This is a genomic window from Halorubellus litoreus, from assembly GCF_055378595.1.
Genome location: NZ_AP043836.1, coordinates 1,851,156 through 1,869,735, shown reverse-complemented (window position 1 = coordinate 1,869,735; position 18,580 = coordinate 1,851,156). Strand labels below are relative to the sequence as shown.

The 18,580-nt window shown below is 67.5% G+C and carries 23 protein-coding genes and 1 pseudogene; 10 read left to right on the top strand and 14 right to left on the bottom strand.

Going from position 1 to position 18,580, the window contains the following annotated elements; translation table 11 throughout:
- The 11 genes from ACZ48X_RS13495 to ACZ48X_RS13445 form a co-directional block, all read right to left on the bottom strand.
- The gene (locus ACZ48X_RS13495; RefSeq protein WP_336349219.1) at positions 1-540 is read right to left on the bottom strand and encodes a hypothetical protein; all 540 of its coding nucleotides are present in this window, start codon (positions 538-540) and stop codon (positions 1-3) included.
- Entirely contained in the window at positions 540-797 is a 258-nt protein-coding gene (locus tag ACZ48X_RS13490) for a hypothetical protein (RefSeq protein WP_336349220.1), read from the bottom strand. Before ACZ48X_RS13490 ends, ACZ48X_RS13495 begins: the two co-directional genes overlap by 1 nt.
- Positions 798-801: 4 nt before the next feature.
- A complete protein-coding gene (locus tag ACZ48X_RS13485) occupies positions 802-1,548 on the bottom strand; it encodes a hypothetical protein (protein WP_336349221.1) in 747 nt (248 codons plus the stop codon).
- Positions 1,545-2,066 carry a hypothetical protein gene (locus ACZ48X_RS13480; protein ID WP_336349222.1) on the bottom strand — a complete coding sequence of 174 codons (522 nt, stop codon included), beginning with the start codon at positions 2,064-2,066 and terminating at the stop codon, positions 1,545-1,547. The genes ACZ48X_RS13485 and ACZ48X_RS13480 overlap by 4 nt, the downstream gene beginning before the upstream one ends.
- Positions 2,066-2,359, bottom strand: a complete 294-nt coding sequence (locus tag ACZ48X_RS13475; RefSeq protein ID WP_336349223.1) for a hypothetical protein — start codon at positions 2,357-2,359, stop codon at positions 2,066-2,068. The genes ACZ48X_RS13480 and ACZ48X_RS13475 overlap by 1 nt, the downstream gene beginning before the upstream one ends.
- Before the next feature lie 137 nt (positions 2,360-2,496).
- Entirely contained in the window at positions 2,497-3,063 is a 567-nt protein-coding gene (locus ACZ48X_RS13470) for a hypothetical protein (RefSeq protein WP_336349224.1), read from the bottom strand.
- Between the two features lie 515 nt (positions 3,064-3,578).
- A complete protein-coding gene (locus ACZ48X_RS13465; protein ID WP_336349225.1) occupies positions 3,579-3,956 on the bottom strand; it encodes a hypothetical protein in 378 nt (125 codons plus the stop codon).
- A 119-nt stretch (positions 3,957-4,075) separates the two neighbouring features.
- Positions 4,076-4,465: a PIN domain-containing protein gene (locus ACZ48X_RS13460; protein ID WP_336349226.1), complete on the bottom strand. Its 390-nt coding sequence runs from the start codon at positions 4,463-4,465 to the stop codon at positions 4,076-4,078.
- The gene (locus ACZ48X_RS13455; protein WP_336349227.1) at positions 4,462-4,662 is read right to left on the bottom strand and encodes a DUF7557 family protein; all 201 of its coding nucleotides are present in this window, start codon (positions 4,660-4,662) and stop codon (positions 4,462-4,464) included. Before ACZ48X_RS13455 ends, ACZ48X_RS13460 begins: the two co-directional genes overlap by 4 nt.
- A 108-nt stretch (positions 4,663-4,770) precedes the next feature.
- The gene (locus ACZ48X_RS13450) at positions 4,771-6,162 is read right to left on the bottom strand and encodes a PAS domain-containing protein (protein WP_336349228.1); all 1,392 of its coding nucleotides are present in this window, start codon (positions 6,160-6,162) and stop codon (positions 4,771-4,773) included.
- Positions 6,163-6,238: 76 nt separating this feature from the next.
- Positions 6,239-6,604, bottom strand: coding sequence for a hypothetical protein (locus ACZ48X_RS13445; protein ID WP_336349229.1), 366 nt, complete (start codon positions 6,602-6,604; stop codon positions 6,239-6,241).
- Between the two features lie 158 nt (positions 6,605-6,762).
- On the opposite strand from ACZ48X_RS13445, the gene ACZ48X_RS13440 reads away from it, so the two are divergent.
- From ACZ48X_RS13440 to ACZ48X_RS13430, 3 genes and pseudogenes are all read left to right on the top strand, one after another.
- Positions 6,763-8,553 carry a vWA domain-containing protein gene (locus ACZ48X_RS13440; RefSeq protein WP_336349230.1) on the top strand — a complete coding sequence of 597 codons (1,791 nt, stop codon included), beginning with the start codon at positions 6,763-6,765 and terminating at the stop codon, positions 8,551-8,553.
- An 18-nt stretch (positions 8,554-8,571) separates the two neighbouring features.
- Complete coding sequence (locus ACZ48X_RS13435) at positions 8,572-9,084, top strand: hypothetical protein (RefSeq protein WP_336349231.1); 513 nt, start codon at positions 8,572-8,574, stop codon at positions 9,082-9,084.
- A 45-nt stretch (positions 9,085-9,129) separates the two neighbouring features.
- Positions 9,130-9,327, top strand: a pseudogene (locus ACZ48X_RS13430) (type IV pilin domain-containing protein); the annotation flags it as partial.
- A 149-nt stretch (positions 9,328-9,476) separates the two neighbouring features.
- Here ACZ48X_RS13430 and ACZ48X_RS13425 read toward each other — a convergent pair.
- Positions 9,477-10,592, bottom strand: coding sequence for an alpha/beta fold hydrolase (locus tag ACZ48X_RS13425; protein WP_336349232.1), 1,116 nt, complete (start codon positions 10,590-10,592; stop codon positions 9,477-9,479).
- 103 nt (positions 10,593-10,695) lie between these two features.
- On the opposite strand from ACZ48X_RS13425, the gene ACZ48X_RS13420 reads away from it, so the two are divergent.
- The 6 genes from ACZ48X_RS13420 to ACZ48X_RS13395 all read left to right on the top strand — a co-directional run bounded on the left by ACZ48X_RS13420 (position 10,696) and on the right by ACZ48X_RS13395 (position 16,111).
- Positions 10,696-13,317, top strand: a complete 2,622-nt coding sequence (locus ACZ48X_RS13420; protein ID WP_336349233.1) for an ATP-binding protein — start codon at positions 10,696-10,698, stop codon at positions 13,315-13,317.
- Positions 13,318-13,599, top strand: a complete 282-nt coding sequence (locus ACZ48X_RS13415; RefSeq protein ID WP_336349234.1) for a DUF7854 family protein — start codon at positions 13,318-13,320, stop codon at positions 13,597-13,599.
- A 66-nt stretch (positions 13,600-13,665) separates the two neighbouring features.
- Positions 13,666-14,004, top strand: a complete 339-nt coding sequence (locus tag ACZ48X_RS13410) for a DUF7855 family protein (protein ID WP_336349665.1) — start codon at positions 13,666-13,668, stop codon at positions 14,002-14,004.
- Between the two features lie 38 nt (positions 14,005-14,042).
- Entirely contained in the window at positions 14,043-14,861 is an 819-nt protein-coding gene (locus tag ACZ48X_RS13405) for a DUF7856 family protein (protein WP_464379817.1), read from the top strand.
- Between the two features lie 90 nt (positions 14,862-14,951).
- Positions 14,952-15,428 (top strand): DUF7857 domain-containing protein, encoded by a 477-nt coding sequence (locus ACZ48X_RS13400; RefSeq protein WP_336349236.1) that lies wholly within the window; start codon positions 14,952-14,954, stop codon positions 15,426-15,428.
- Positions 15,425-16,111 (top strand): MinD/ParA family ATP-binding protein, encoded by a 687-nt coding sequence (locus ACZ48X_RS13395; RefSeq protein WP_379762009.1) that lies wholly within the window; start codon positions 15,425-15,427, stop codon positions 16,109-16,111. Before ACZ48X_RS13400 ends, ACZ48X_RS13395 begins: the two co-directional genes overlap by 4 nt.
- A 10-nt stretch (positions 16,112-16,121) precedes the next feature.
- On the opposite strand, the gene ACZ48X_RS13390 is transcribed toward ACZ48X_RS13395, so the two are convergent.
- Positions 16,122-17,036 (bottom strand): transcription initiation factor IIB, encoded by a 915-nt coding sequence (locus tag ACZ48X_RS13390; RefSeq protein WP_336349238.1) that lies wholly within the window; start codon positions 17,034-17,036, stop codon positions 16,122-16,124.
- Positions 17,037-17,206: 170 nt separating this feature from the next.
- Here ACZ48X_RS13390 and ACZ48X_RS13385 point away from each other — a divergent pair, with 170 nt between their 5' ends.
- Positions 17,207-17,722, top strand: a complete 516-nt coding sequence (locus ACZ48X_RS13385; RefSeq protein ID WP_336349239.1) for a DUF7858 family protein — start codon at positions 17,207-17,209, stop codon at positions 17,720-17,722.
- A 100-nt stretch (positions 17,723-17,822) separates the two neighbouring features.
- Here ACZ48X_RS13385 and ACZ48X_RS13380 read toward each other — a convergent pair whose 3' ends face one another.
- Positions 17,823-18,572, bottom strand: coding sequence for a P-loop NTPase family protein (locus tag ACZ48X_RS13380; RefSeq protein ID WP_336349240.1), 750 nt, complete (start codon positions 18,570-18,572; stop codon positions 17,823-17,825).
- Positions 18,573-18,580 lie beyond the last annotated feature (8 nt).

Below are 18,580 nucleotides of genomic sequence, written 5' to 3'. Positions count from 1 at the left end.
TCAGTTCACCACCACGTACAGGAACCCGAGTGCGCCCACGCCGATCGCGGCCGCCGCAGCGGGCGACACCGGCAGTTCATTCATCGCATCAGGGACGTTCGGGGTGGTTGCCTGTGCCTGGGACGACGACCCGCCGTTCTCGCTGGTGGTGTCGACGTTCGAGACGCCCTCGCCACTCCCGATGTCATCGACGTCGCTATCGCCGAACGCGAGCCCGTTCGTCGCCTCCTCGACGGCCTGCTCGGTCTCCTGAATCGTCTCCGTCGACGTCGACCCGCCGAAGGTCGTCACCGTCACGTCGTCCTCGGTCTCCGCGCTCCCCGTCGTGTTGCCGGGCGTGGAGCCGCCGCCGACGGACCCGAGCGTCTCGGTCGCCCGGCCGGTGTCCGTGTCGACGCCGAGGTTGAGCGTGGCGTTGGCGCCGACGGCGTGCCGGAGCGCGTCACCCGACGACGCCGGCCCATTCGATTCGTCCTCGTCCTTTTCCTTGAGGCGCGTCCCACCGCCGCCGCTGGTGGGGAACGCGCGTGGAATTGCCATCAGTCGGTCACCTCGACGTAGAGTTCTGCAACCTCCGCGAGCGCCTGCAGCGCCAGCGCCAGCATCACCACGTCCGCCAGCGTCACCTCCATCCCACGGACGGTGACGACGACCTGACGCATGGCTCCCGCGTCGGCGGCGGGCGGCGCGGCCTGCTGGGTGCTCGGCGCCGTCGTCGACGACGTCGACGCCGCGCCCGGGTACGCCGTCACCGAGACAGCGCCCGTCTGCTGGCCGCTACTCAGTCCGCCCTGCATGATTCTAGCTCAGCTCCGCGATGTCGGCCTTCACCGCGTCCTTGAGCCCGGGGATGCGGTTCTCGGTCTGTTCACGCGGGAGCGACAGGAGCGCGTTCGTCGCCTCCGTTCCGCGCGTCGGCTCCTCGAACTTCACGGTGTAGTCGGCCTTCACCTGCATCACGACCTCCCACTTCCGCGGGACGAACGGTTGGAGTTCCGTGCGGTTCAGGTCGAACGAGAGGGGTTCCTCGATCTGGTCGCGAGTGTGCGCGATGGCCGTCGGGATGCTGAACAGGTCCTGGCCGAACGACGCACCCCCGCCGGGTGCGGTCTTCTTGAACTTCACCGTCGCCGGGTCCCGCGGCACGTAGTAGATGTCCAGCGTCGTCCCGGTGTTGGGCGAGGAGTAGTCGAACGAGTCCGCCGCGTAGTCGACGGTGAGCGCACTCCCCGAGACGCGGGTACCGTCGTCGTAGACGACGATGTTGTTCGTCGCCGGCGACTCCAGCAGGTTGTGCGAGAGCTTGAAGGTCTCGCTGTTGTCGGCGGTGTCATCGACGGTCTTGGTCTCGTACGCGGGGACGACGAGCGAGAGTTCGCGGTCCTCGCGGAGCCAGATCGGCCGGGGCGCCTGGAACCGCGCGACGGTGGAGAGTTCGCCAGGCGTGTTCGTGGAGAACTCCCAGGAACTCGTCGGGACGTGGCCCTCGCTCCACGGGAAGTTCCGCGCGAGGCTCCGGCGGGTGAACTGCTGCTGGCCGGTACTCATTCGATGTCGACCTCCTCGACGGCGTCGCTGTCGACGTAGATCTCGCTCTTCGAGTGGTCGATCTGCACGCTCGACTCCACGAGCACGTACGCGGTGTCGATGTCGCGGATCTCCAGGGTCTGGCCAGCCTTCTGCTCGGGCGTGCCCTGAGCTTCGAGTTCGAGCTTCACCGAGTCGACGTTGTCCTTCTTCTGCTGATCGGTGATGCTCTTCTCGTTGAACGAACGGATGTTCGCGAGCGGGACGCTCACGATCTGCCACTGGTTGTCCGTCGGCGACTCATACGCGAGGGCGACCCGCGTGTTGTTCGGGAGCGGGTCACCGTTCGAATCCCGAAGGTCGGCGTAGACGGGGAAACCGACGAGCTTCTGGCCGACCGCGACGGAGTTCCGGAGGATGAGCCCGACGCCGTCGTCGGGCGAGATCTCCAGGACCGGGCTGAAGTTCCCGGTGTCGTTCGTCGCGGTGGTGACGTACTCGCTGGTGTCGCCCTCGGCGGCGAAGAGAGACTGGGTCATCAGGCCCCACCCCCGAGCGACGTGACCGAGTTCTTGAGGCCGAAGCGCTGTGCGAGCGCGTCAACCGTGTAGAGCCCGCTGCCGACGGTCATCATGCGCTCACCGACGACCATCTCGGAGCCGGCGATTCCCGCGACGCCGTACAGTTCGTTCGGCAGGTCCACGCCCATCGTCCCCTCCAGGAGCGACCCGCCGACCGCGGGAACGAGGTAGCCGCCCGCCACGTAGCCGGCATCGACCCAGGTATCGCTTTCAGTCAGTGCATCCATGGCATCGCCGTAGTTGCTCGCCATACGGACACCCATTGAGGCCAAGAGCGCATAATAGCGGTATAGAGCATCTCTACTAGCTGCATAGAACGAAATCGAGACGGTTTAGTTTGAAGCGAATCGATTAATCCAGCATTCTGATGGTAGATTCTACAGGCTATTTACCCTCTCCAAGATTCTATAGTACGAATAGCCCAATCACACCTCTTCATATCAATTGAATCCCATTCTTCTCTTTGAGTTTTAAAAATGTAATGCAGTTCGTGAAGGATCCAGATTATCCAAGAAAGGCCCACGAAAACCGATAGACTGAACGGCATAATTTCCGGAACGGATTTGGCCTTCAGTACTAACACTATAGACAAAAAGAGGAGAAGACCCGCATAGCGGAGCGCGCTGAGCTGCAGTCGAAAGAACAGAATCCGAATTGCGCCAACTAATTCTAAAATAAAGGTAACCATCAACAGGCCTGCTGAGACGGTTAGCGCAATCAGCGTCAGTTCCTCAAAGTGCGTGATGTCTGAACCATCTAAGGTGAACTGGAGGACGACTAAGACAACTGCCAAGATGGAGAGGGCCCGTCCAGCAAATTGATCAACAGCAGATGCAATTTCGTTGCTTGTTGGCGGTTCTGTGAGTGTTGCTGGATTGATTAAAAATATCAGAACAATATCGGCGGTTATCCCGAGTATTATCGAAATTGAGAAAGCTTGAGAAGAAACAACCATGACGCTATCCTCTGTGCTCTACGCAATAATCTCTCTCAATCCCGATCGTCGCTGTGCATCCTTTCTGTTGACAAATGGATTGTAACTCATCTTCTTCTTCTCGGTCAGGGTCAGTCATGATTGATTGTTTCCACAGCTAATTCCTGTGTGCAGGGCAAAAGTCGCGTTCCCTTCCTACCGGAACCTTACAGCCCGAGGCCGCACACAGCTTTTGTTTGTGAATTTCAGGGTCTTCGTCGCCACTTCCGCTCATAACACCCTTTGACTAACTACTTGGATATAAATCACTGCCACTCTGGAGAAAGCCCTCAGCGAAAGCCAACCGGTTCATTTGACCCAAATTTCAAAGACCCTCGACTAACGACTGACCAGAATGGTCCTTGTTAAGATTATAACAGGCCATAACAAGTCCAACCGTCTCTGACTTCGAAGGTTGGTAGCCGAGTTTCTCCGTTAAATCCTCACGTATCCGTCGGAACCGTTCGGCTCGGTCGCTGTGGAGCTTGATTTGTTCTTTAGTCATCGTCGAAGGGGTGACTCACTCGGATGCGGTCGCTGCCGTAGTGGGTGCTCTGCATGGGCCAGTGTTGGGAGTTCTCGCGGCGGAGTGTGGTGTCGTCGCTGTAGATCCATTCGGAGCCGATGGTGTCGCCGTCGTCGTTCGAGAACCGCCGGAGCGTCAGGGGTTCGCCGTCGACGAGCAACTCCTCGGGGAGGGTCCGGCCGTCGACGCGTTCGGCGTCGGCCTTGTGGACTTCCCGGGGGTACTCGACGGCCTGCGCGACCTTGTCCAAATCCGAGTCGCGAAACCCGCCCAGCAGCGTCGCCTGCGCTTGGGTCACGACGTCCTTGTCGAGTTTCGCGAGGCGCTGGGTGACCCACGCGACGATCATCCCCTCCCCGTGCCACGTCGTCGAGAGCGTGTCGTACGCGTCGGGGTACTGCTCGCCCTGCGACGCGAGGCACTCATCGGTTTGGCACGGTCCACTGCCCCGAGTTCATTCCACCTCGACTACGATCGCAGGTTCGTCACCGTCATCGCGTCTTCGAGCACGTCCGTCTGGAAGTCCGCGTCCGCGACCACGAGCTCGTCGCCGGTCGACCGTGCCGTCGCCGCGATGAGCAGGTCCGCCGTCGCCAGTCGACTCCCGTCGGTCACGAGTTCGTCCTGGAGGCGTCCGGCCTCCAGCGCGATCTCCTCGGTCAGGTCGAGCGCGTGGACGCCAGCGAAGTCCTTCCGGACCTCAACCATGTACGTCTCTCCAGCCCCAACGCGACCGTTGATGACCTCGAACACGCAGATGGTCGACGTCAACCACGGCTTCCGGTCCTCGATGTAGTCCTTCACCTCACGGTCGCCCCTGAGGTACTGGATGATGGTGGACGTGTCCAGGAACGTCATGTGTCACCGCGCTCGCGGCCCTCGCGGAGTCGCTCCATCGCCGCTTCGGCCTCGTCGTCGCTCCACGCGCCGAAGGTCATCGCTTCCTCGTCGCTCGCGAGCCGGAGCAGGAACTCGTCCCAGGTCTCGCCCTCGCGCTTGAGTTCTCCCAGCCGGTCCTTGGTCTCGGAATCCAGCGGGATGGACGTGCGACTCATATGAATTCACTATGAATTCAACCCGTTTCAGTCTTTTCCGAGAGCTCGGGGGGCGATTCGGAGGTCGCTACACGTCGACCGGGAGCCAGTTGGTGGCGTGGTCCTCCGTCACTCCGGTGCGCGGTCGAACGCGAGTTCGATTTGGTTCCCGTCGTCGGTGGAGTCGACCGCTATCTCGCCGTGCGAGCGTTCGACGAGCCAGTAGACGAGCCAGAGGCCGAGGCCGCTTGAGTGGTAGACGTCGGTCATGTCGTGGTGGCCGGTGAGGACGTTCGCTTCGACCTGCGGGATAGCGCTGGCAGTGTCGGTGACGGCGACGGTGACGGTGTCGGTGGTTTCGGTGACGGTGACGTGCACGGTCGGTTCGGGGTGGTCGTTGTGGTGGATGGCGTTCTCGAGGAGTTCGGTGATGGCGGCGTCGAGGCCGTCGATGCAGTGTGCACGAGCGGCGTCGGGGCAGTCCGCGTCGACGGTGCTGTTCGGGTAGCGGTCGTCGATGCGTGCGACGCACTCGTCGACGGTGGCGGCGACGTCGACGCGGTGTCTGGACGCGTCGGCGTCCAAGCGTTCGATGAGCGCGCGCCCCTTCTCGGCGCTTTCGAGGAGCGCTTCGGCGGTGTCGCAGATGACGTCGGTGTGCGGGGTAGCGTCGGGGTACGCGTCCGCGATGCGTTGGGCTTCACCGAGGACGACCGTGAGGTCGTTCCGGAGGTTGTGCCGGAGGAGCGTGTCCATGACGTAGAGTTGGCGTTCGCGACGCCGACGGCTGGTGACGTCGCGCGTGAAGCCCGTGATGCGGACGACGTCGCCGTCCTCGACGATCGGTTCGGCCTGCACCCACACCCACGTGCCGTAGCCGTCCGTCGGGTCGACGCGGTACTCGATGCTCTGGGAGTCGCCGCCGGCGAGTGCGGCCATCGCCTCCTCGACGCGCGGGACGTCCTCGGGGTGGACGGTGTCGAGGAACGACGCCGGGTCCGCACGCAGGTCGTCGACGGTTCCGCCGTAGACGTCCTCGTAGGCGGGGTTGACGAAGAGGAGTTCCGTCCAGTCGGCGCTGAACATCCAGAGGACGTCGCCCGTGGTCGCGGCGAGCTCCTGGAGGCGCGAGGTCGTCTCGCGGCGGTCGCGTTCCGCGGTGACGCGGTCCGTGATGTCGCGCGAACTGACGACGTACCCGTCGAGGTCGTCGTCCGTACAGTTCGACAGTCGGGATTCGAACGTCACCCACGAGCCGTCGTCGTGCCGGAAGCGGTACGTGGCGGTGGCTTCGGCGTACGTGTCCGCCTGGACGACGCGTTCGAACGCGGTCCGGATGGCGTCGACGTCATCGGGGTGGATGTACTCGAACGCGTTCGTGCCGATGACGTCCTCGGGGTCGTACCCGAGCGAGCGCCGGATCGCTTCGTTGGCGTACGTGACGTCGCCGTGCTCGTCGACCACGACGATCTTGTCCTGCGCGTGGTCGAGGAGGACGTCGAACGACCCGGACGGTACCATTGACTAGAGTCGTAGTAGCCCGGAGGTGTATAGATGCGTCGGCAAGTTATTAGATGGCCGATACTTCTTCGGGTGGTTACTCGTCGGCGTCGCGTGCGTTCTCGTCGTATGGGTCGACGTAGAGGTTGACGCCGAGGATGGTTATCTCCTGGTCGCTCGCGGGGTCGTCCGCGGGGAACTCCGGTTGCACGTACTGGTAGGAGCGTTCGCGGACGACGTACGCCTGGTCGTCGACGTCGAGGTCGCCTTCGGCGCGGGCGTCGCCGTCGCTCCGGTCGATGGGGAGCGACCCGAACTCGACGACCTCGCCGACCTCGGGGACGGGAAGCTGGGAGGCGAACCGCGTCTCGAGGAGTTCCTCGGTGTCGTCGTCGCGGAAGTAGTGGTACGTCTGGTTGGGTGCGCGCGGGCCGGCGTTCACGTCGATGCTCGGGTCGCTCATGCCCGTTGGTTCTCCGGACCACAGGATAAGGGTTGGGTGCTGGCGAGCGCGCGACGTCGATAATCCAGGGGTCGCGTCCTCGTGGAGAGGTCAGTTTTGTCAAAGAGTCGTTTCACTCTTCCAACTCCTTAACCCCATGTGCATAGCTATCGTGCAACATGCGCCGACTCGTCATCGCAACGACCCTCCTCGCGCTCGTCGTTCTCGCCGGCTGCATCGGTAGCAGTTCGAGCGACAGCGTCGGGTTCGCTGCCGGAGGCGCACAGGACGCGAACGACTTCCGGCACAACGTCAACGCCGGCTACGTGCCACAACCCGCGAGCCTTCCCGCCGAAGGCCTCTACCACGACTACTACTTCGACACCGGCCAGACCCAGCCCTGCAACGCCACGTTCTGCCCGTCGTACAGTCGTGCCGTCACAAAAGACCCCATCTCGGGCAACCGCGAACAGTTCCTCACGGTCGGCCTGAACTCGGGTATCGACGCGAACGAGTTCGAACGAAAACCCCTGAACCTCGTCGTCGTCGTCGACACCTCCGGGTCGATGGAGTCGCCGTTCGGGTCGTACTACTACGACAACGGCACCCGGAAGACGGTCGAGGACGACTCCTCGAAGATGGCGGCCGCCCGTAGCGCGCTCAGGACGCTCACCACGCACCTCACGGCCGACGACCGGTTCGGCGTCGTCGCGTACGACGACGACGCCCGCCGCGTCGTCGACATGGCACGCGTCGGCGACCGCGACATGGACGCCGTCAACCGGAAGATCGGGTCGCTGCGCGCTGGCGGCAGCACGAACCTCGACGCCGGGATGACGGTCGCCGAGGAGATGCTGCGGCCGTATCGCGACGCCGACCGCACCGAGCGCGAGACCCGCGTCGTGTACCTCACGGACGCGATGCCGAACGTCGGGACGACCGACGGCGGCACGCTTGGCGACCGCCTCGCGGCGAACGCCGACGCGGGCGTGTACTCGACGTTCGTCGGCGTCGGCGTCGACTTCAACGCGCGGTTCGTCGACACCGTGAACGACGTCGAGGGCGCGAACCACTACGTCGTCAAGTCACCGAGCGAGTTCGCCGACCGGATGGACGAGGGGTTCGCGTACATGGTGTCGCCGCTCGTGTTCGACCTCTCGGTGTCGGTGAACGCTTCGGACTATCGCGTCGAGCGCGTGTACGGGTCGCCTGACGCGAACGCGACCACGGGCGACGTCATCTCGGTGAACACGCTATTCCCGTCCCGGACGAGCGACGGCAAGACCGAGGGCGGCGTCGTCCTCGTGGAACTGGAGCGAGTCGGGAACGCCACGCCAACCGACGACGGCCCAGGGAGCCCGGCGGCGGTGACGCTCACAGCGCGCTACGAGACGCGCAACGGCGAGCGCCACGCGACCACGCGCACCGTCGCGTTCGCGGACCGCGAGGCGCCGTACTACGAAAGCACTGGCGTCCGCAAGGCCGTCCTCCTCGCGGAGTACGCCACCCTCATGCAGAACTGGATGGCGTACGAGCGCGCGACGGCCGGTAACGGCACCGTCGACGTGGCCGCGGACGACCCCATCGAGGGACGGACGCTCGGCGAGTGGGAGCAACGCTCGGTCGCTCTCCGAGCGTCGCCACCCTACCGCGACCGCATCCGCGCGTTCCGCGAGCACTTCGCGAACGAAGCGAACGCTCTCGACGACGACGCCCTCAACCGCGAACTCGCCATCATGGACGCCATCCTCGCTGCCGCCGAGAACGCCACCGACACCCAAGCGACCTTCGACGCCAGGCCCCTCAGGACCGCAGTCAACCCAGACACCAGGACCACAGCCAACCCAGACACCAGGACCGCATCCAACCCAGACACCACGAGCATCAGCACCGTACCAAGCTTCGGGCTCGATGTCGAGTCCGTCCAAGCGCGCGCCAGGGAAGCCCCAAGACGTACACCGGCCGGCTGAGAAGTCGGCCGTGACTCGATGCACGTCCGCGCCCTCCTGACGGACTCGCGTGCCGTCTCCCCCGTGGTGAAGTTCGCACTCGGCGTCGGCGTCGCGCTCGCCGTCGTCACCGCGGCCGTCGTCGCGTTCGGCGGCGTCTGGTCCGCGTTCGCGTGCCCGCTGGTCGGCGGCTGCGAGGACCCCACCGCTCCCCCGACCCTGGAGGGCACCGTCGACCCAGGGACTGACGGCTGGGGGACCGGCGACGAGACCGTCACCGTCGTTCACCGTGGCGAGGAGACCCTCGCGGTCGCACGACTCTCCCTCCGCGTCGGCGAGGACACCGTCACCGACGTCGCGTGGCCCGACGGGAACCGCTGGAATCGCGGCGAACGCGCGACCTACGAGGGCTCCGTTCCCGCGGGCGCCGACGTGCACGTCGTCTGGACGAGCGCCGACGGCGAGCAGGCGCAGGTTCTCGCCGCCTGGACCGCAGGGAGCGCTCCCACCGCGACCGACGCCGACGAGCGCACGACGAATCATCACTCGTAACGCTACGAAGTCCTTTCAGCGTCCAGCACGAGGACCCAGACGAACATGCAGCACGAACGCGGCGTCTCGTCGGTCGTCGCGGTCGTCCTCATGGTCGCAGTGACCGTCATCATGGCGGCAGCAGTCGGGTCGTTCGTCCTCGACCTCGCGGGCGTCGAACAACAACCCGCGCCGCAGGTCGCGAACGCCGACGCCGAGCTCCAGGCTGACGTCGCGGGCGGCGGCGACCAGACCGTCCGCATCACGCATCGGGGCGGGGACACCGTCACGGTCTCGGACCTCGCGGTCGTCGTGACGTTCTCGGACTCCTCGAAGCACTCGCGACTCACCGGCGTGCCGACGCCGCGTATCGACGCGACCGACTACGACGGAGACGACGTCTGGGACAGCAGCTACGGCGGCATCGGCGGCGCGCTCGCGAGCAACGAACCAGCGGGCAGCGACGGCGAGTGGTCAAGCGGCGAGGCGCTCGTGTTCCGCATCGCGAACGGCGACGTCTCCCTCGACCCCGGCGACCGCGTCACCGTCACCGTCGTCCACGAACCTAGCGGGAAAGTCCTCCTGGAACGAACGCTCACCGCGTCCACGAACGCGCTCGAACCCAGGGCCGGTGCACTCGACCTCGCCATCCCCTCGGCCGGGAACGTCGCGTTCGCCTCATCCGAGCGCACGCAGCGGTCGTACTCGGTGCAGAGCCAGTCCGCGACCGCGGCCGCGAGCCGGTCGTGGGCCGTCGAGTAGCCTATCCTCGCGGACTGCCCGCCCGCTTGCCCGTAGTACCACCCCGCCTGCGAGTGGTTCATCCCGTCGATGCGGACGACGCTCGCGTTCGCCGGGAGGTTCCCGCGGGTCTCCGCGAACCGCTCGCGGTCGAGCACCGCGTCGCGCGACCCCACGACCGAGAGCGCTGGCATCCCGCGCACGGGGCGGTCGCAGTACGCGCCGACGAGCACGAGGCCGTCGACCCGATCTGGGTTCGCGTTCGCGTACCGGCACGCCATCGCCCCGCCCAGCGAGTGCCCGCCGACGACCCACGTCTCCACGCCGTTCTCGCCCGCGAGGACCGCGTTCGCCTTCCCCTGCGAGAGCACCGCGAGATTCGCTCGCATCTTCGGGACGAACACCGTCACGCCAGTCTCCTCGACGACGCGCGCCGCCGACGACAGGTACGCGTCCGGCGCCACGCGCCCACCCGGATAGAACACCACGCCGACGCCCTCGCCCGCACGCCGGGTCTCCGCGTCCAGTTCCTCCGTCGGCCCCAGGACGAACCCGCCGTACGCACGCTCGACGCTCACGTTCCCGTTCGCACGCACCGACTCCGTGACCTCGACCGGCGCGTGGAACCCGAGCACGCCGAAGTACACCCAGAATCCGGCCGCCGCGAGCACGAGCACGCCGAGCACGCCCGCCGCGACCACACCCAGCCACCGGCGACGCGACCACGACGGCACCCGGTCGCGAACGCCATCGACGAACGACGATAACACGCCTTCGAGGACGCACACCACCCTCCTCAAACCACGTGGTCCCAGTGGAGACCGACCGCGGCGTTCACTTCCACCCACCTTTGCGAACCTTCTTGAGTCGGCACGCGTCTAGAAGCGTGTAATGGCTGCAGGGGACAACTCCGAACTCGTCGACGCGTTCCTCGACTTCTACCGCACCTACTACCGCGACGAAATCGGGAAACTCGCACAGAACTACCCCACCGACCAGCGCTCGCTGTACATCGACTACGACGACCTCTACCGCTTCGACCCCGACCTCGCCGACGACTACGAGAACCAGCCCGAACAACTCCAGAAGTACGCCGAAGAAGCCCTCCGCCTCTACGACCTCCCCGTCGACGTCAAACTCGGGCAAGCGCACGTCCGCATGGACCCCCTCCCGGACTCCACGGACATCCGCGAGATACGCGCCCGCCACGTCAACACGCTCGTCACCGTCCGCGGCACCGTCAACAAAGCCACCGACGTCCGCCCGAAGATGCAGGAAGCCGCGTTCGAATGCCAGCGCTGCGGCACCCTCACGCGCATCCCCCAATCCGGCGGCGACTTCCAGGAACCACACGAATGCGGCGGCTGCGAACGCCAAGGCCCGTTCGGGCTGAACTACGACCAATCCGAGTTCGTCGACTCCCAGAAACTCCGCGTCCAGGAATCACCCGAAGGCCTCCGCGGCGGCGAAACGCCGCAAGCGATCGACGTCCAGATCGAGGACGACATCACCGGGAACGTCACGCCCGGCGACCACGTCGCCGCCACCGGCATCCTCCGCCTCGAACAACAAGGCAGCGAGCAAGACAAGTCCGCGGTGTTCGACGTCTACATGGACGGCGTCAGCGTCGTCATCGACGAAGAAGACTTCGAGGACATGGAGATCACGGACGCCGACAAAGAAGCCATCTACGAACTCTCCAACAACCCCGACATCTACGACAAGATGGTCGCGTCCGTCGCCCCCAGCATCTACGGCTACGACGAGGAGAAACTCTCCATGATCCTCCAACTCTTCTCCGGCGTCACCAAACACCTCCCCGACGGCTCACGTATCCGCGGCGACCTCCACATGCTCCTGATAGGGGATCCGGGTACGGGGAAGTGCGTCTCAGGAGACACCACGGTCACACTGGCCGACGGAAGCGAACGCGAGATACGCGGTCTCGTCGAAGCCAACCTCGACAACCCGAAACCCGTCGACGACGGCGTCTGGGACCACGCCGACTTCGACGTCCCATCGCTCCAACCAGATGGAGGCATCGCAACCGAGTCCGCGACGAAGGTCTGGAAGCGCGACGCACCCGAGGAAATGTATCGGATCCGGACGGCGAGCGGTCGCGAAGTCGACGTCACGCCCTCACACCCGCTTTTCGTCCAGGGTGACGCTGGGTTCGAAGCAGTGCAAGCGGACCAGCTTGCGGAGGGAACCGTCATCGCCGCGACGAGTGAAGCCGTCGCAGATGGCGGTGTCGTCGCCGAAACCGGGACGAGCCAGCCCGACGCCCTCGAACTCACGTGGAGCCGAATCGAGTCCATCGAGACGTACGAACCCGAGGCCGAGTGGGTGTACGACCTCGAGGTCGCGGGGACGCATACGTACGTCTCGAACGGTGTCGTCTCGCACAACTCACAGCTACTTTCGTATATCAAAAACGTAGCACCCCGTTCGGTTTATACATCAGGGAAAGGAAGCAGCTCAGCAGGCCTGACTGCCGCTGCTGTACGCGATGACTTTGGAGATGGACAACAGTGGTCGCTCGAAGCCGGGGCGCTCGTGTTGGCTGACCGTGGGATTGCGGCGGTGGACGAGCTGGACAAGATGGCGCCGGACGACCGGTCGGCGATGCATCAGGCCCTGGAGCAGCAGGAGATCTCGGTGTCGAAGGCGGGTATCAACGCGACGTTGAAGTCTCGGTGTTCGCTGTTGGGTGCGGCGAACCCGAAGTACGGGCGGTTCGACCAGTACGAGCCGATCGGCGAGCAGATAGACCTCGAACCCGCGTTGATATCGCGGTTCGACCTGATATTCACGGTGACGGACCAGCCGGACGAGGAGGAGGACCGGAATCTCGCCCAGCACATCCTGAACACGAACTACGCTGGGGAGCTGTCGACGCAGCGCTCGAAGATGACGAACGTGGACGTGTCGGACGAAGAGATCGATTCGGTGACGGCGGACGTCGACCCGGACATCGACCCGGAGTTGATGCGGAAGTACATCGCGTACGCGAAGCAGAACTGTCATCCGCGGATGACGGAGGCGGCGCGACAGGCGATCGAGGACTTCTACGTGGACTTGCGGTCGAAGGGGCAGGACGAGGATTCGCCGGTGCCGGTGACCGCCAGGCAGTTGGAGGCGATCGTGCGGTTGGCGGAGGCGAGTGCGCGGGTGCGGTTGTCGGATACGGTGGACGAGGCTGATTCGGAGCGCGTGATCGAGATCGTGCGGTCGTGCTTGCAGGACATCGGCGTGGACCCGGAGACTGGGGAGTTCGACGCGGACGTGGTGGAGACGGGGCAGTCGAAGACGCAGCGTGACCGTATCAAGAACCTGAAGGCGCTCATCGCGGACATCGAGGAGGAGTACGACGATGGGGCGCCGGTGGACGTGGTGATGGATCGTGCGGACGAGATCGGGATGGATGCGAGCAAGGCCGAGCACGAGATTGACAAGTTGAAGCAGAAGGGCGAGGTGTACGAGCCCAAGCACGAGCACCTGCGGACGACGTAGATGGACCGGATCAGTGCGTTGCGGAACGTGGAGTCGGCGCTCGCGGCGTTCGAGGACGGGGAGTGTTCGTTCGCGGAGTTGGAGGGGCGCGTGCAGGGCGTGTTGCGGACGTACGTGTCGTCGTTCGAGGGTGATGGCGTGGCGCCGTATCGGGTGGTGGAGGGGCCGGAGGCGGCGGTGGGTGTGGTGGTCGTCGCGGCGGACGCGGTGGAGGCGCGCGAGCGCGTTCGCGAGCTCGTTGACGTCGAGGGCGGGGTGTTGTCGGTCGAGCGCGTGACGTAGGGCGGGGTGTTGTCGGTCGAGCGCGTGACGGAGGACTTTTTTCGCGCTGGTGTGGAGCGAATGGTAGTGATACTGGTGGTGACGTACTCGCGGGCGGCGCGGCAGGCGCTCCGGAACGCGTGTCGGGCGCACGAGGACGCGGTCGTCCGCCGGTTCGGGCGGGTGGCGCTCCTGGAGGCGACGGCGTTCGGCGCGTTCCTCGGGTTGCGGCTCCGGGAGCGCCACGGCGGTGACGTGCAGTTGGAGCGGACGACGCCGTTGAACGAGTTCGAGGACGCGTTCGCGGACGCTCGCGAGGCGGCGGTCGCGTACGAGGACCGCGAGTCGCCGTCGACGCCGTACGCGAAGTTCGCGGCGGGTCGGGACCTGCCGTCGAAGGAGCGGCTCCGCGAGCAGGAGCTGTGAGAATCGAGTATGGAGCAGCGTCGTGGTCGGGGCCGGCGGTGGACTGCCGCGAGCTGGCCGTGTCGGTGCGTGCGGTCGTGGCGGCGGTTCGCGCCACGGGACCGGCCGCGGTCGGCGACGGCCGGGCGCTGCGGGTGGACTGTGAGCCACCTGGGAGTGTCTTCGAGCACGTCGGTGTGGTCCGTTCGGATGCGTCGGTGGACGTGCGTGCGGCGCTCGCGGCGGCGGCGCGGTCGCTCGACGTCGACGTCGAGGGCGTCGAGGCGCTCGAGGCGGCGCGCGAGGAGTTGGCTGCGGTCGAGGTCCCCGAGGTGGACGTGTCTGGGGCGCGCGAGCGCGTGGCCGAGGCGCGGGCGGCGGCGGAGGCGGTGACGGCGGACGTGGCGGCGGCGCGTGGTGCGGTGCAGGCGCGCGAGGACCTCGACGCGGACGTCGACGCGGGCCGGGAGCGGTTGCGGGCGGCGGTGGCGGACGCGAGCGAGCGCGAGACCGAGCTGGTCGCGGCCGAGCAGGCGCTCGCGCGGGAACGCGAGCGGGCTCGGGAGGCGCGGGATGCGCGCGAACGGCGGTTGTCGCTCGCGGACCGCGTCGGGCGCCTGGAGCGCGAGGTACGCGCGAATCGCGTCGCGGCGACGTGGTCGGCGTTCCGCGATGCGGTCGCGGCGGTCCCTGGCGGCGACGTCGACGACGTGGGTGCGGAGCCGGGGTCGTTCGCGGGTGCGGACGCGACCGCGGCGCTCGCCGCCGTGCGCGTCGCGGACGTCACCGCGCCGGTCGTCGTGGGCGTCGACCGGTTCGACGACGCCGAGACCGCTCACCGGGTTCTCGACGCACCGGTCGTGCTCGCCGTGGACTGACGCACAGTCGACGCGAGCGCGACCGCCCGAGAGGTTCCCGGCTCCGCGTCCGCGTCGTCGTTTATCAGTGATGGCGCGGCCAGAGCGGGCATGGTCGACGTGAGCGTGCGGGAGTCGCGCCGCGACGGCGTGACGTTCGCGACGGTGGTCGTGGAGAATCCTTCGAGCGAGCGACGGCGCGTGCGATTGGCGGTGTCCTGCGAGGGCGCGCTCTGGCCGCCGCGGCGGCGCGGCGTCCCGGCGGCGGGGTGGGACGCCGACGGCGTTACCCTGACCGTGGCCGCGGGCGGCGTCCGCGGCGTCGGGTTCGCGACGCCGGCGTCGACGGTCGACGTCGAGTGCGTCGCGACCGAGGGCCGAGGTGGCGTGGAATCTGAGGCCGTAGCCGCGGACGGCTCGGAAGAGCCGAACGCGCCGGACGTCGACGGCGTCGTTCGTGCGCTCGGGTCGTTCGCACCGCCGCTCGCCGCGACACCGCGCGAGAACGCGAGCCCGGAGGAGTCGGGCGAGCCGGTCGCGCGCGGCGCGAGCGCCGCGCCCGGGGACGGCGACGGGTGGGACGCGTGATCCTCGCGGTCGCGGGCGGGAAGGGTGGCGTCGGAAAGTCGACGGTGGCGCTGAACGTCGCGGACGCGCTGGCGTCGGTGGTCGTGGACGCGGACCTGGCGATGGCGGACCTCCCGGGCGGGCGCGGCCCGGACCTCCACGACGTCCTCGCGGGGCGAGCGAGCGCGCTCGAGGCGGTGCGGTCGGTCGCAGGCGTCCGCGTGCTCTCGTGCGGTCGGACGCTCGCCGGGGCGCGAGCGAGCGACGTCCGGCGGCTCGAGCCCGCGCTGCGCGCGGTCGAGCGCGAGTTCGGCGCGGTCGTCGTGGACTGTCCGGCGGGGATGGCGGCGGACGCGGGCGTGGCGCTCGCTGTCGCCGACCGCGTCGGCGTCGTCTGCGAGCCGACCGCGTTCGCCGTCCCGGCCGCCGTCCGGACGCGAGCGCTCGCTCGCGAGCTCGACGCCGGCCTCGCCGGCGTCGTCGTGAACCAGGCGCCCGAGAATCTCGACGTCTCGCGGTTCTCGCGCGCGCTCGGTGCACCGGCGGTCGCCGTCCCCGAGAGCGACGCCGTCGCCGACGCGCAGGCGCGAGGACGCCCCGTGGCGCGCGACGCCCCCGACGCGCCAGCCGTGGACGCGTTCGCGGCGGTCGCGCGGACGCTCGCCGACGGCGCGACCGACGGACGGGCGGACGGCGACTCCTGACAGCGACCGCTCAGTCGTCCGCGACCGCTCCAGTCGCGACGTCCTCGCCGCCCGGCGGGTCACGCCGCTCCTCGAGCGCCTGGTACGTGTGGCGGACCGTCACGGGCGAGACGTCCGCGGCGTCGGCGGCGTCGGCCTGCGTGCACTCGACGCCCGCTTCGGTCGCAGCGAGGTAGAGGCAACCGGCGGCGACGCCACTCGGGTTCTTCCCCGTCGCGAGCCCGGACTCGACGGCCGTGGTGGCGAGGTCGGTCGCGCGACCCTCGACGCCCTGCGGGAGGTCGAGTTCGTTCGCGTACCGCGGCAGGTACTCGCGCGGATCGACTGGGCCCGTCGGGAGGCCGAGGTCGCGGTTCAGGGCGTCGTAGGCGACGCGGAGTTCGCGTTCGTCGGCGCGTGCGACCGCCGCTATCTCTTCGACTGTCCGGGAGAGCGACCGGACGCGACACGTGGCGTACACCGCGGCGGCTGCGAACCCTTCCAGTGAGCGGCCCTTGAGGAGGTCCTCGTTCTGTGCGGACTCGAAGAGCGTGCACGCCTGCTCCTGGATGGACTCGGGGAGCGAGAGCGCGCCGACGACCCGGCGCACCTCGGTGAACGCGTACACCTGATTCCGGTCGCGTTTCGTCGCGATGCGCGCTCTGGCGTGCTCGCGACGCATCCGGGCGACGCGACGGCGCTTCCGGCCCGTCAGGCGCGTGTCGTTCCCGTGCCCGATTGTCGTGGAGAGTCCACGGTCGTGCCGGGAGCGCGTCAGCGGCGCGCCGGTGCGTTTGCCGTCGGCGGGGCCGTCGTCGAAGCTCCGCCACTCGGGGCCGCGGTCGACGCGGTCGGCGGCGACCACGAGCCCGCAGTCGGTGCAGACGGACTCGTCGTCGCTCGGTCGAACGGTACCATCGCACTCGGGGCAGACTGTCGTTCCCATACTCGAACGTTCGCCGCGAACCCTTACTTAACTGCAGGTGGTCGCGGGACGAAACGCCCGACTGCGGCCAGTCGAACGTACCGGATTCCGGTACGTTCCTCTCGCGAGAAGGCGTTAGATGCGCCACCGTATGCAGTGATTTAAACCACGGCGGGCGCGTACGTGCTGGCATGGGGTTGGCCGACATCGCGGCGGGACTGTCGACGACGACCGAGCAGGACGAGCGCGGCGTGGCGAGCGTCGACGCCACCGACGCTGGCCTGGCGGACGCGCTCGCGAGGTTCGCCGAGGACCTGCCCTGCGAGCCGGGTGCTGCAGCGGCGGTCGCCGAGGCGTACGTCGGCGGTGCGCCGGTCGACGCAGCCGGCCACGACGCCGACGTCGCGCCGATGACGGCCGCGAAGACGCTGCATCGCCTCGGGTTCGCCGGCCTGTCGCCCGTGAGCGCGACCGGCGAGCGCGTGCTCGAGGACTACCTCGCTGGGCGAGTGTCGCGAGCGGACGCACGCGGCCTGCTGTCGCTGTCCGACGCCGAGTTCGCGCTCGCGGCGTACGTCGCGACGCACGACCCCATCGAGGGTGCGCGTGGCGTCGTCGACGGCGCGCTCGAGGACGAGCGGGAGGCGAGCGTCGAGAAACGGGACGCGCTCGCGGAGACGATGTCGAGCGCCGACGAGTTCTACTGACCGTCGAGGTGACCGCCCGCGTCGCAGTCAGTGGTCGGCGTCGAAGGATCCGTATCCAGACCCGCCAGCCGGGCCACTCGCGAATCGTGATTCGTTGGCGTCAGTCGAGAAGGCGTTCCGTGACGGTCCGCTGCTCGACGTCGACGTCGAGGTCGGCGTCGAACGCGCGCTCGGCGAGTTCGCTGACCGCTCGCGGGAACGCGCCCGTGGCGGTGTCGCAGACCGGTGCAGCCGCGGGGTCGACGACGTCGCTCTCGGGGACGGCGACCGCCGGGTCCGCGACGACGGGTGCGTCTGCGACGCGGTTCGCGACGACGAAATCGCCTGGGGAGGCCGCGTCGAGGTCGCGGAGGCGGTCGCGGAGTCTCGGGAGGGCGTCCGCGCCGCGGCGGCCGTCGCGGGCGACGAGCGCGGCTCGGTCGGTGGCGCTGACCGCGGCGACGTGCTGGTTCGCGGCGACCGGTGGCACGTCGACGAGGACGTGGTCGAACGCGTCGGCGGTCTCGCGGAGGACGGCGTCGAAGCGTTCGGCCGCGGCCGCGGTCTTCGCGTCGGCGAGTTCGGTGAACGACGCGCGGACGGGGCACGCCGCGACGCGACCGGATGCGTCGACGTCGAGGTCGACGAGCGTTTCGCTCGGTGCGACCGCGTCGTCCGTGAGGAGTCGGGTGGCGTCGACGTCGACGCGTTCGGGGACGTACTGGGCGAGTCCTTGCGTGGCGAACGCGGCGTCGAAGACGGCGACGTCGCGGTCGTCGCGCGCGAGGATGCCGGCGGTCTCGACGACGAGTCGTGTCGTGCCCGCGCCGCCGGTGGCGCCGGCGACAGCGACGGAACGTGGCGTACTCATACCTCACG

What these genes read in the sequence shown, in the direction of transcription:
- ACZ48X_RS13445 (WP_336349229.1), bottom strand. Translation starts at nt 6,604, where the DNA reads ATGAGCGACCCGAGCATCGACGTGAACGCCGGCCCGCGCGCACCCAAC.
- ACZ48X_RS13380 (WP_336349240.1), bottom strand. Translation starts at nt 18,572, where the DNA reads ATGAGTACGCCACGTTCCGTCGCTGTCGCCGGCGCCACCGGCGGCGCG.
- ACZ48X_RS13465 (WP_336349225.1), bottom strand. Translation starts at nt 3,956, where the DNA reads ATGATCGTCGCGTGGGTCACCCAGCGCCTCGCGAAACTCGACAAGGAC.
- ACZ48X_RS13415 (WP_336349234.1), top strand. Translation starts at nt 13,318, where the DNA reads ATGGACCGGATCAGTGCGTTGCGGAACGTGGAGTCGGCGCTCGCGGCG.
- ACZ48X_RS13440 (WP_336349230.1), top strand. Translation starts at nt 6,763, where the DNA reads ATGCGCCGACTCGTCATCGCAACGACCCTCCTCGCGCTCGTCGTTCTC.
- ACZ48X_RS13460 (WP_336349226.1), bottom strand. Translation starts at nt 4,465, where the DNA reads ATGACGTTCCTGGACACGTCCACCATCATCCAGTACCTCAGGGGCGAC.
- ACZ48X_RS13475 (WP_336349223.1), bottom strand. Translation starts at nt 2,359, where the DNA reads ATGGCGAGCAACTACGGCGATGCCATGGATGCACTGACTGAAAGCGAT.
- ACZ48X_RS13495 (WP_336349219.1), bottom strand. Translation starts at nt 540, where the DNA reads ATGGCAATTCCACGCGCGTTCCCCACCAGCGGCGGCGGTGGGACGCGC.
- ACZ48X_RS13390 (WP_336349238.1), bottom strand. Translation starts at nt 17,036, where the DNA reads ATGGGAACGACAGTCTGCCCCGAGTGCGATGGTACCGTTCGACCGAGC.
- ACZ48X_RS13455 (WP_336349227.1), bottom strand. Translation starts at nt 4,662, where the DNA reads ATGAGTCGCACGTCCATCCCGCTGGATTCCGAGACCAAGGACCGGCTG.
- ACZ48X_RS13450 (WP_336349228.1), bottom strand. Translation starts at nt 6,162, where the DNA reads ATGGTACCGTCCGGGTCGTTCGACGTCCTCCTCGACCACGCGCAGGAC.
- ACZ48X_RS13490 (WP_336349220.1), bottom strand. Translation starts at nt 797, where the DNA reads ATGCAGGGCGGACTGAGTAGCGGCCAGCAGACGGGCGCTGTCTCGGTG.
- ACZ48X_RS13485 (WP_336349221.1), bottom strand. Translation starts at nt 1,548, where the DNA reads ATGAGTACCGGCCAGCAGCAGTTCACCCGCCGGAGCCTCGCGCGGAAC.
- ACZ48X_RS13470 (WP_336349224.1), bottom strand. Translation starts at nt 3,063, where the DNA reads ATGGTTGTTTCTTCTCAAGCTTTCTCAATTTCGATAATACTCGGGATA.
- ACZ48X_RS13435 (WP_336349231.1), top strand. Translation starts at nt 8,572, where the DNA reads ATGCACGTCCGCGCCCTCCTGACGGACTCGCGTGCCGTCTCCCCCGTG.
- ACZ48X_RS13420 (WP_336349233.1), top strand. Translation starts at nt 10,696, where the DNA reads ATGGCTGCAGGGGACAACTCCGAACTCGTCGACGCGTTCCTCGACTTC.
- ACZ48X_RS13480 (WP_336349222.1), bottom strand. Translation starts at nt 2,066, where the DNA reads ATGACCCAGTCTCTCTTCGCCGCCGAGGGCGACACCAGCGAGTACGTC.
- ACZ48X_RS13385 (WP_336349239.1), top strand. Translation starts at nt 17,207, where the DNA reads ATGGGGTTGGCCGACATCGCGGCGGGACTGTCGACGACGACCGAGCAG.
- ACZ48X_RS13400 (WP_336349236.1), top strand. Translation starts at nt 14,952, where the DNA reads ATGGTCGACGTGAGCGTGCGGGAGTCGCGCCGCGACGGCGTGACGTTC.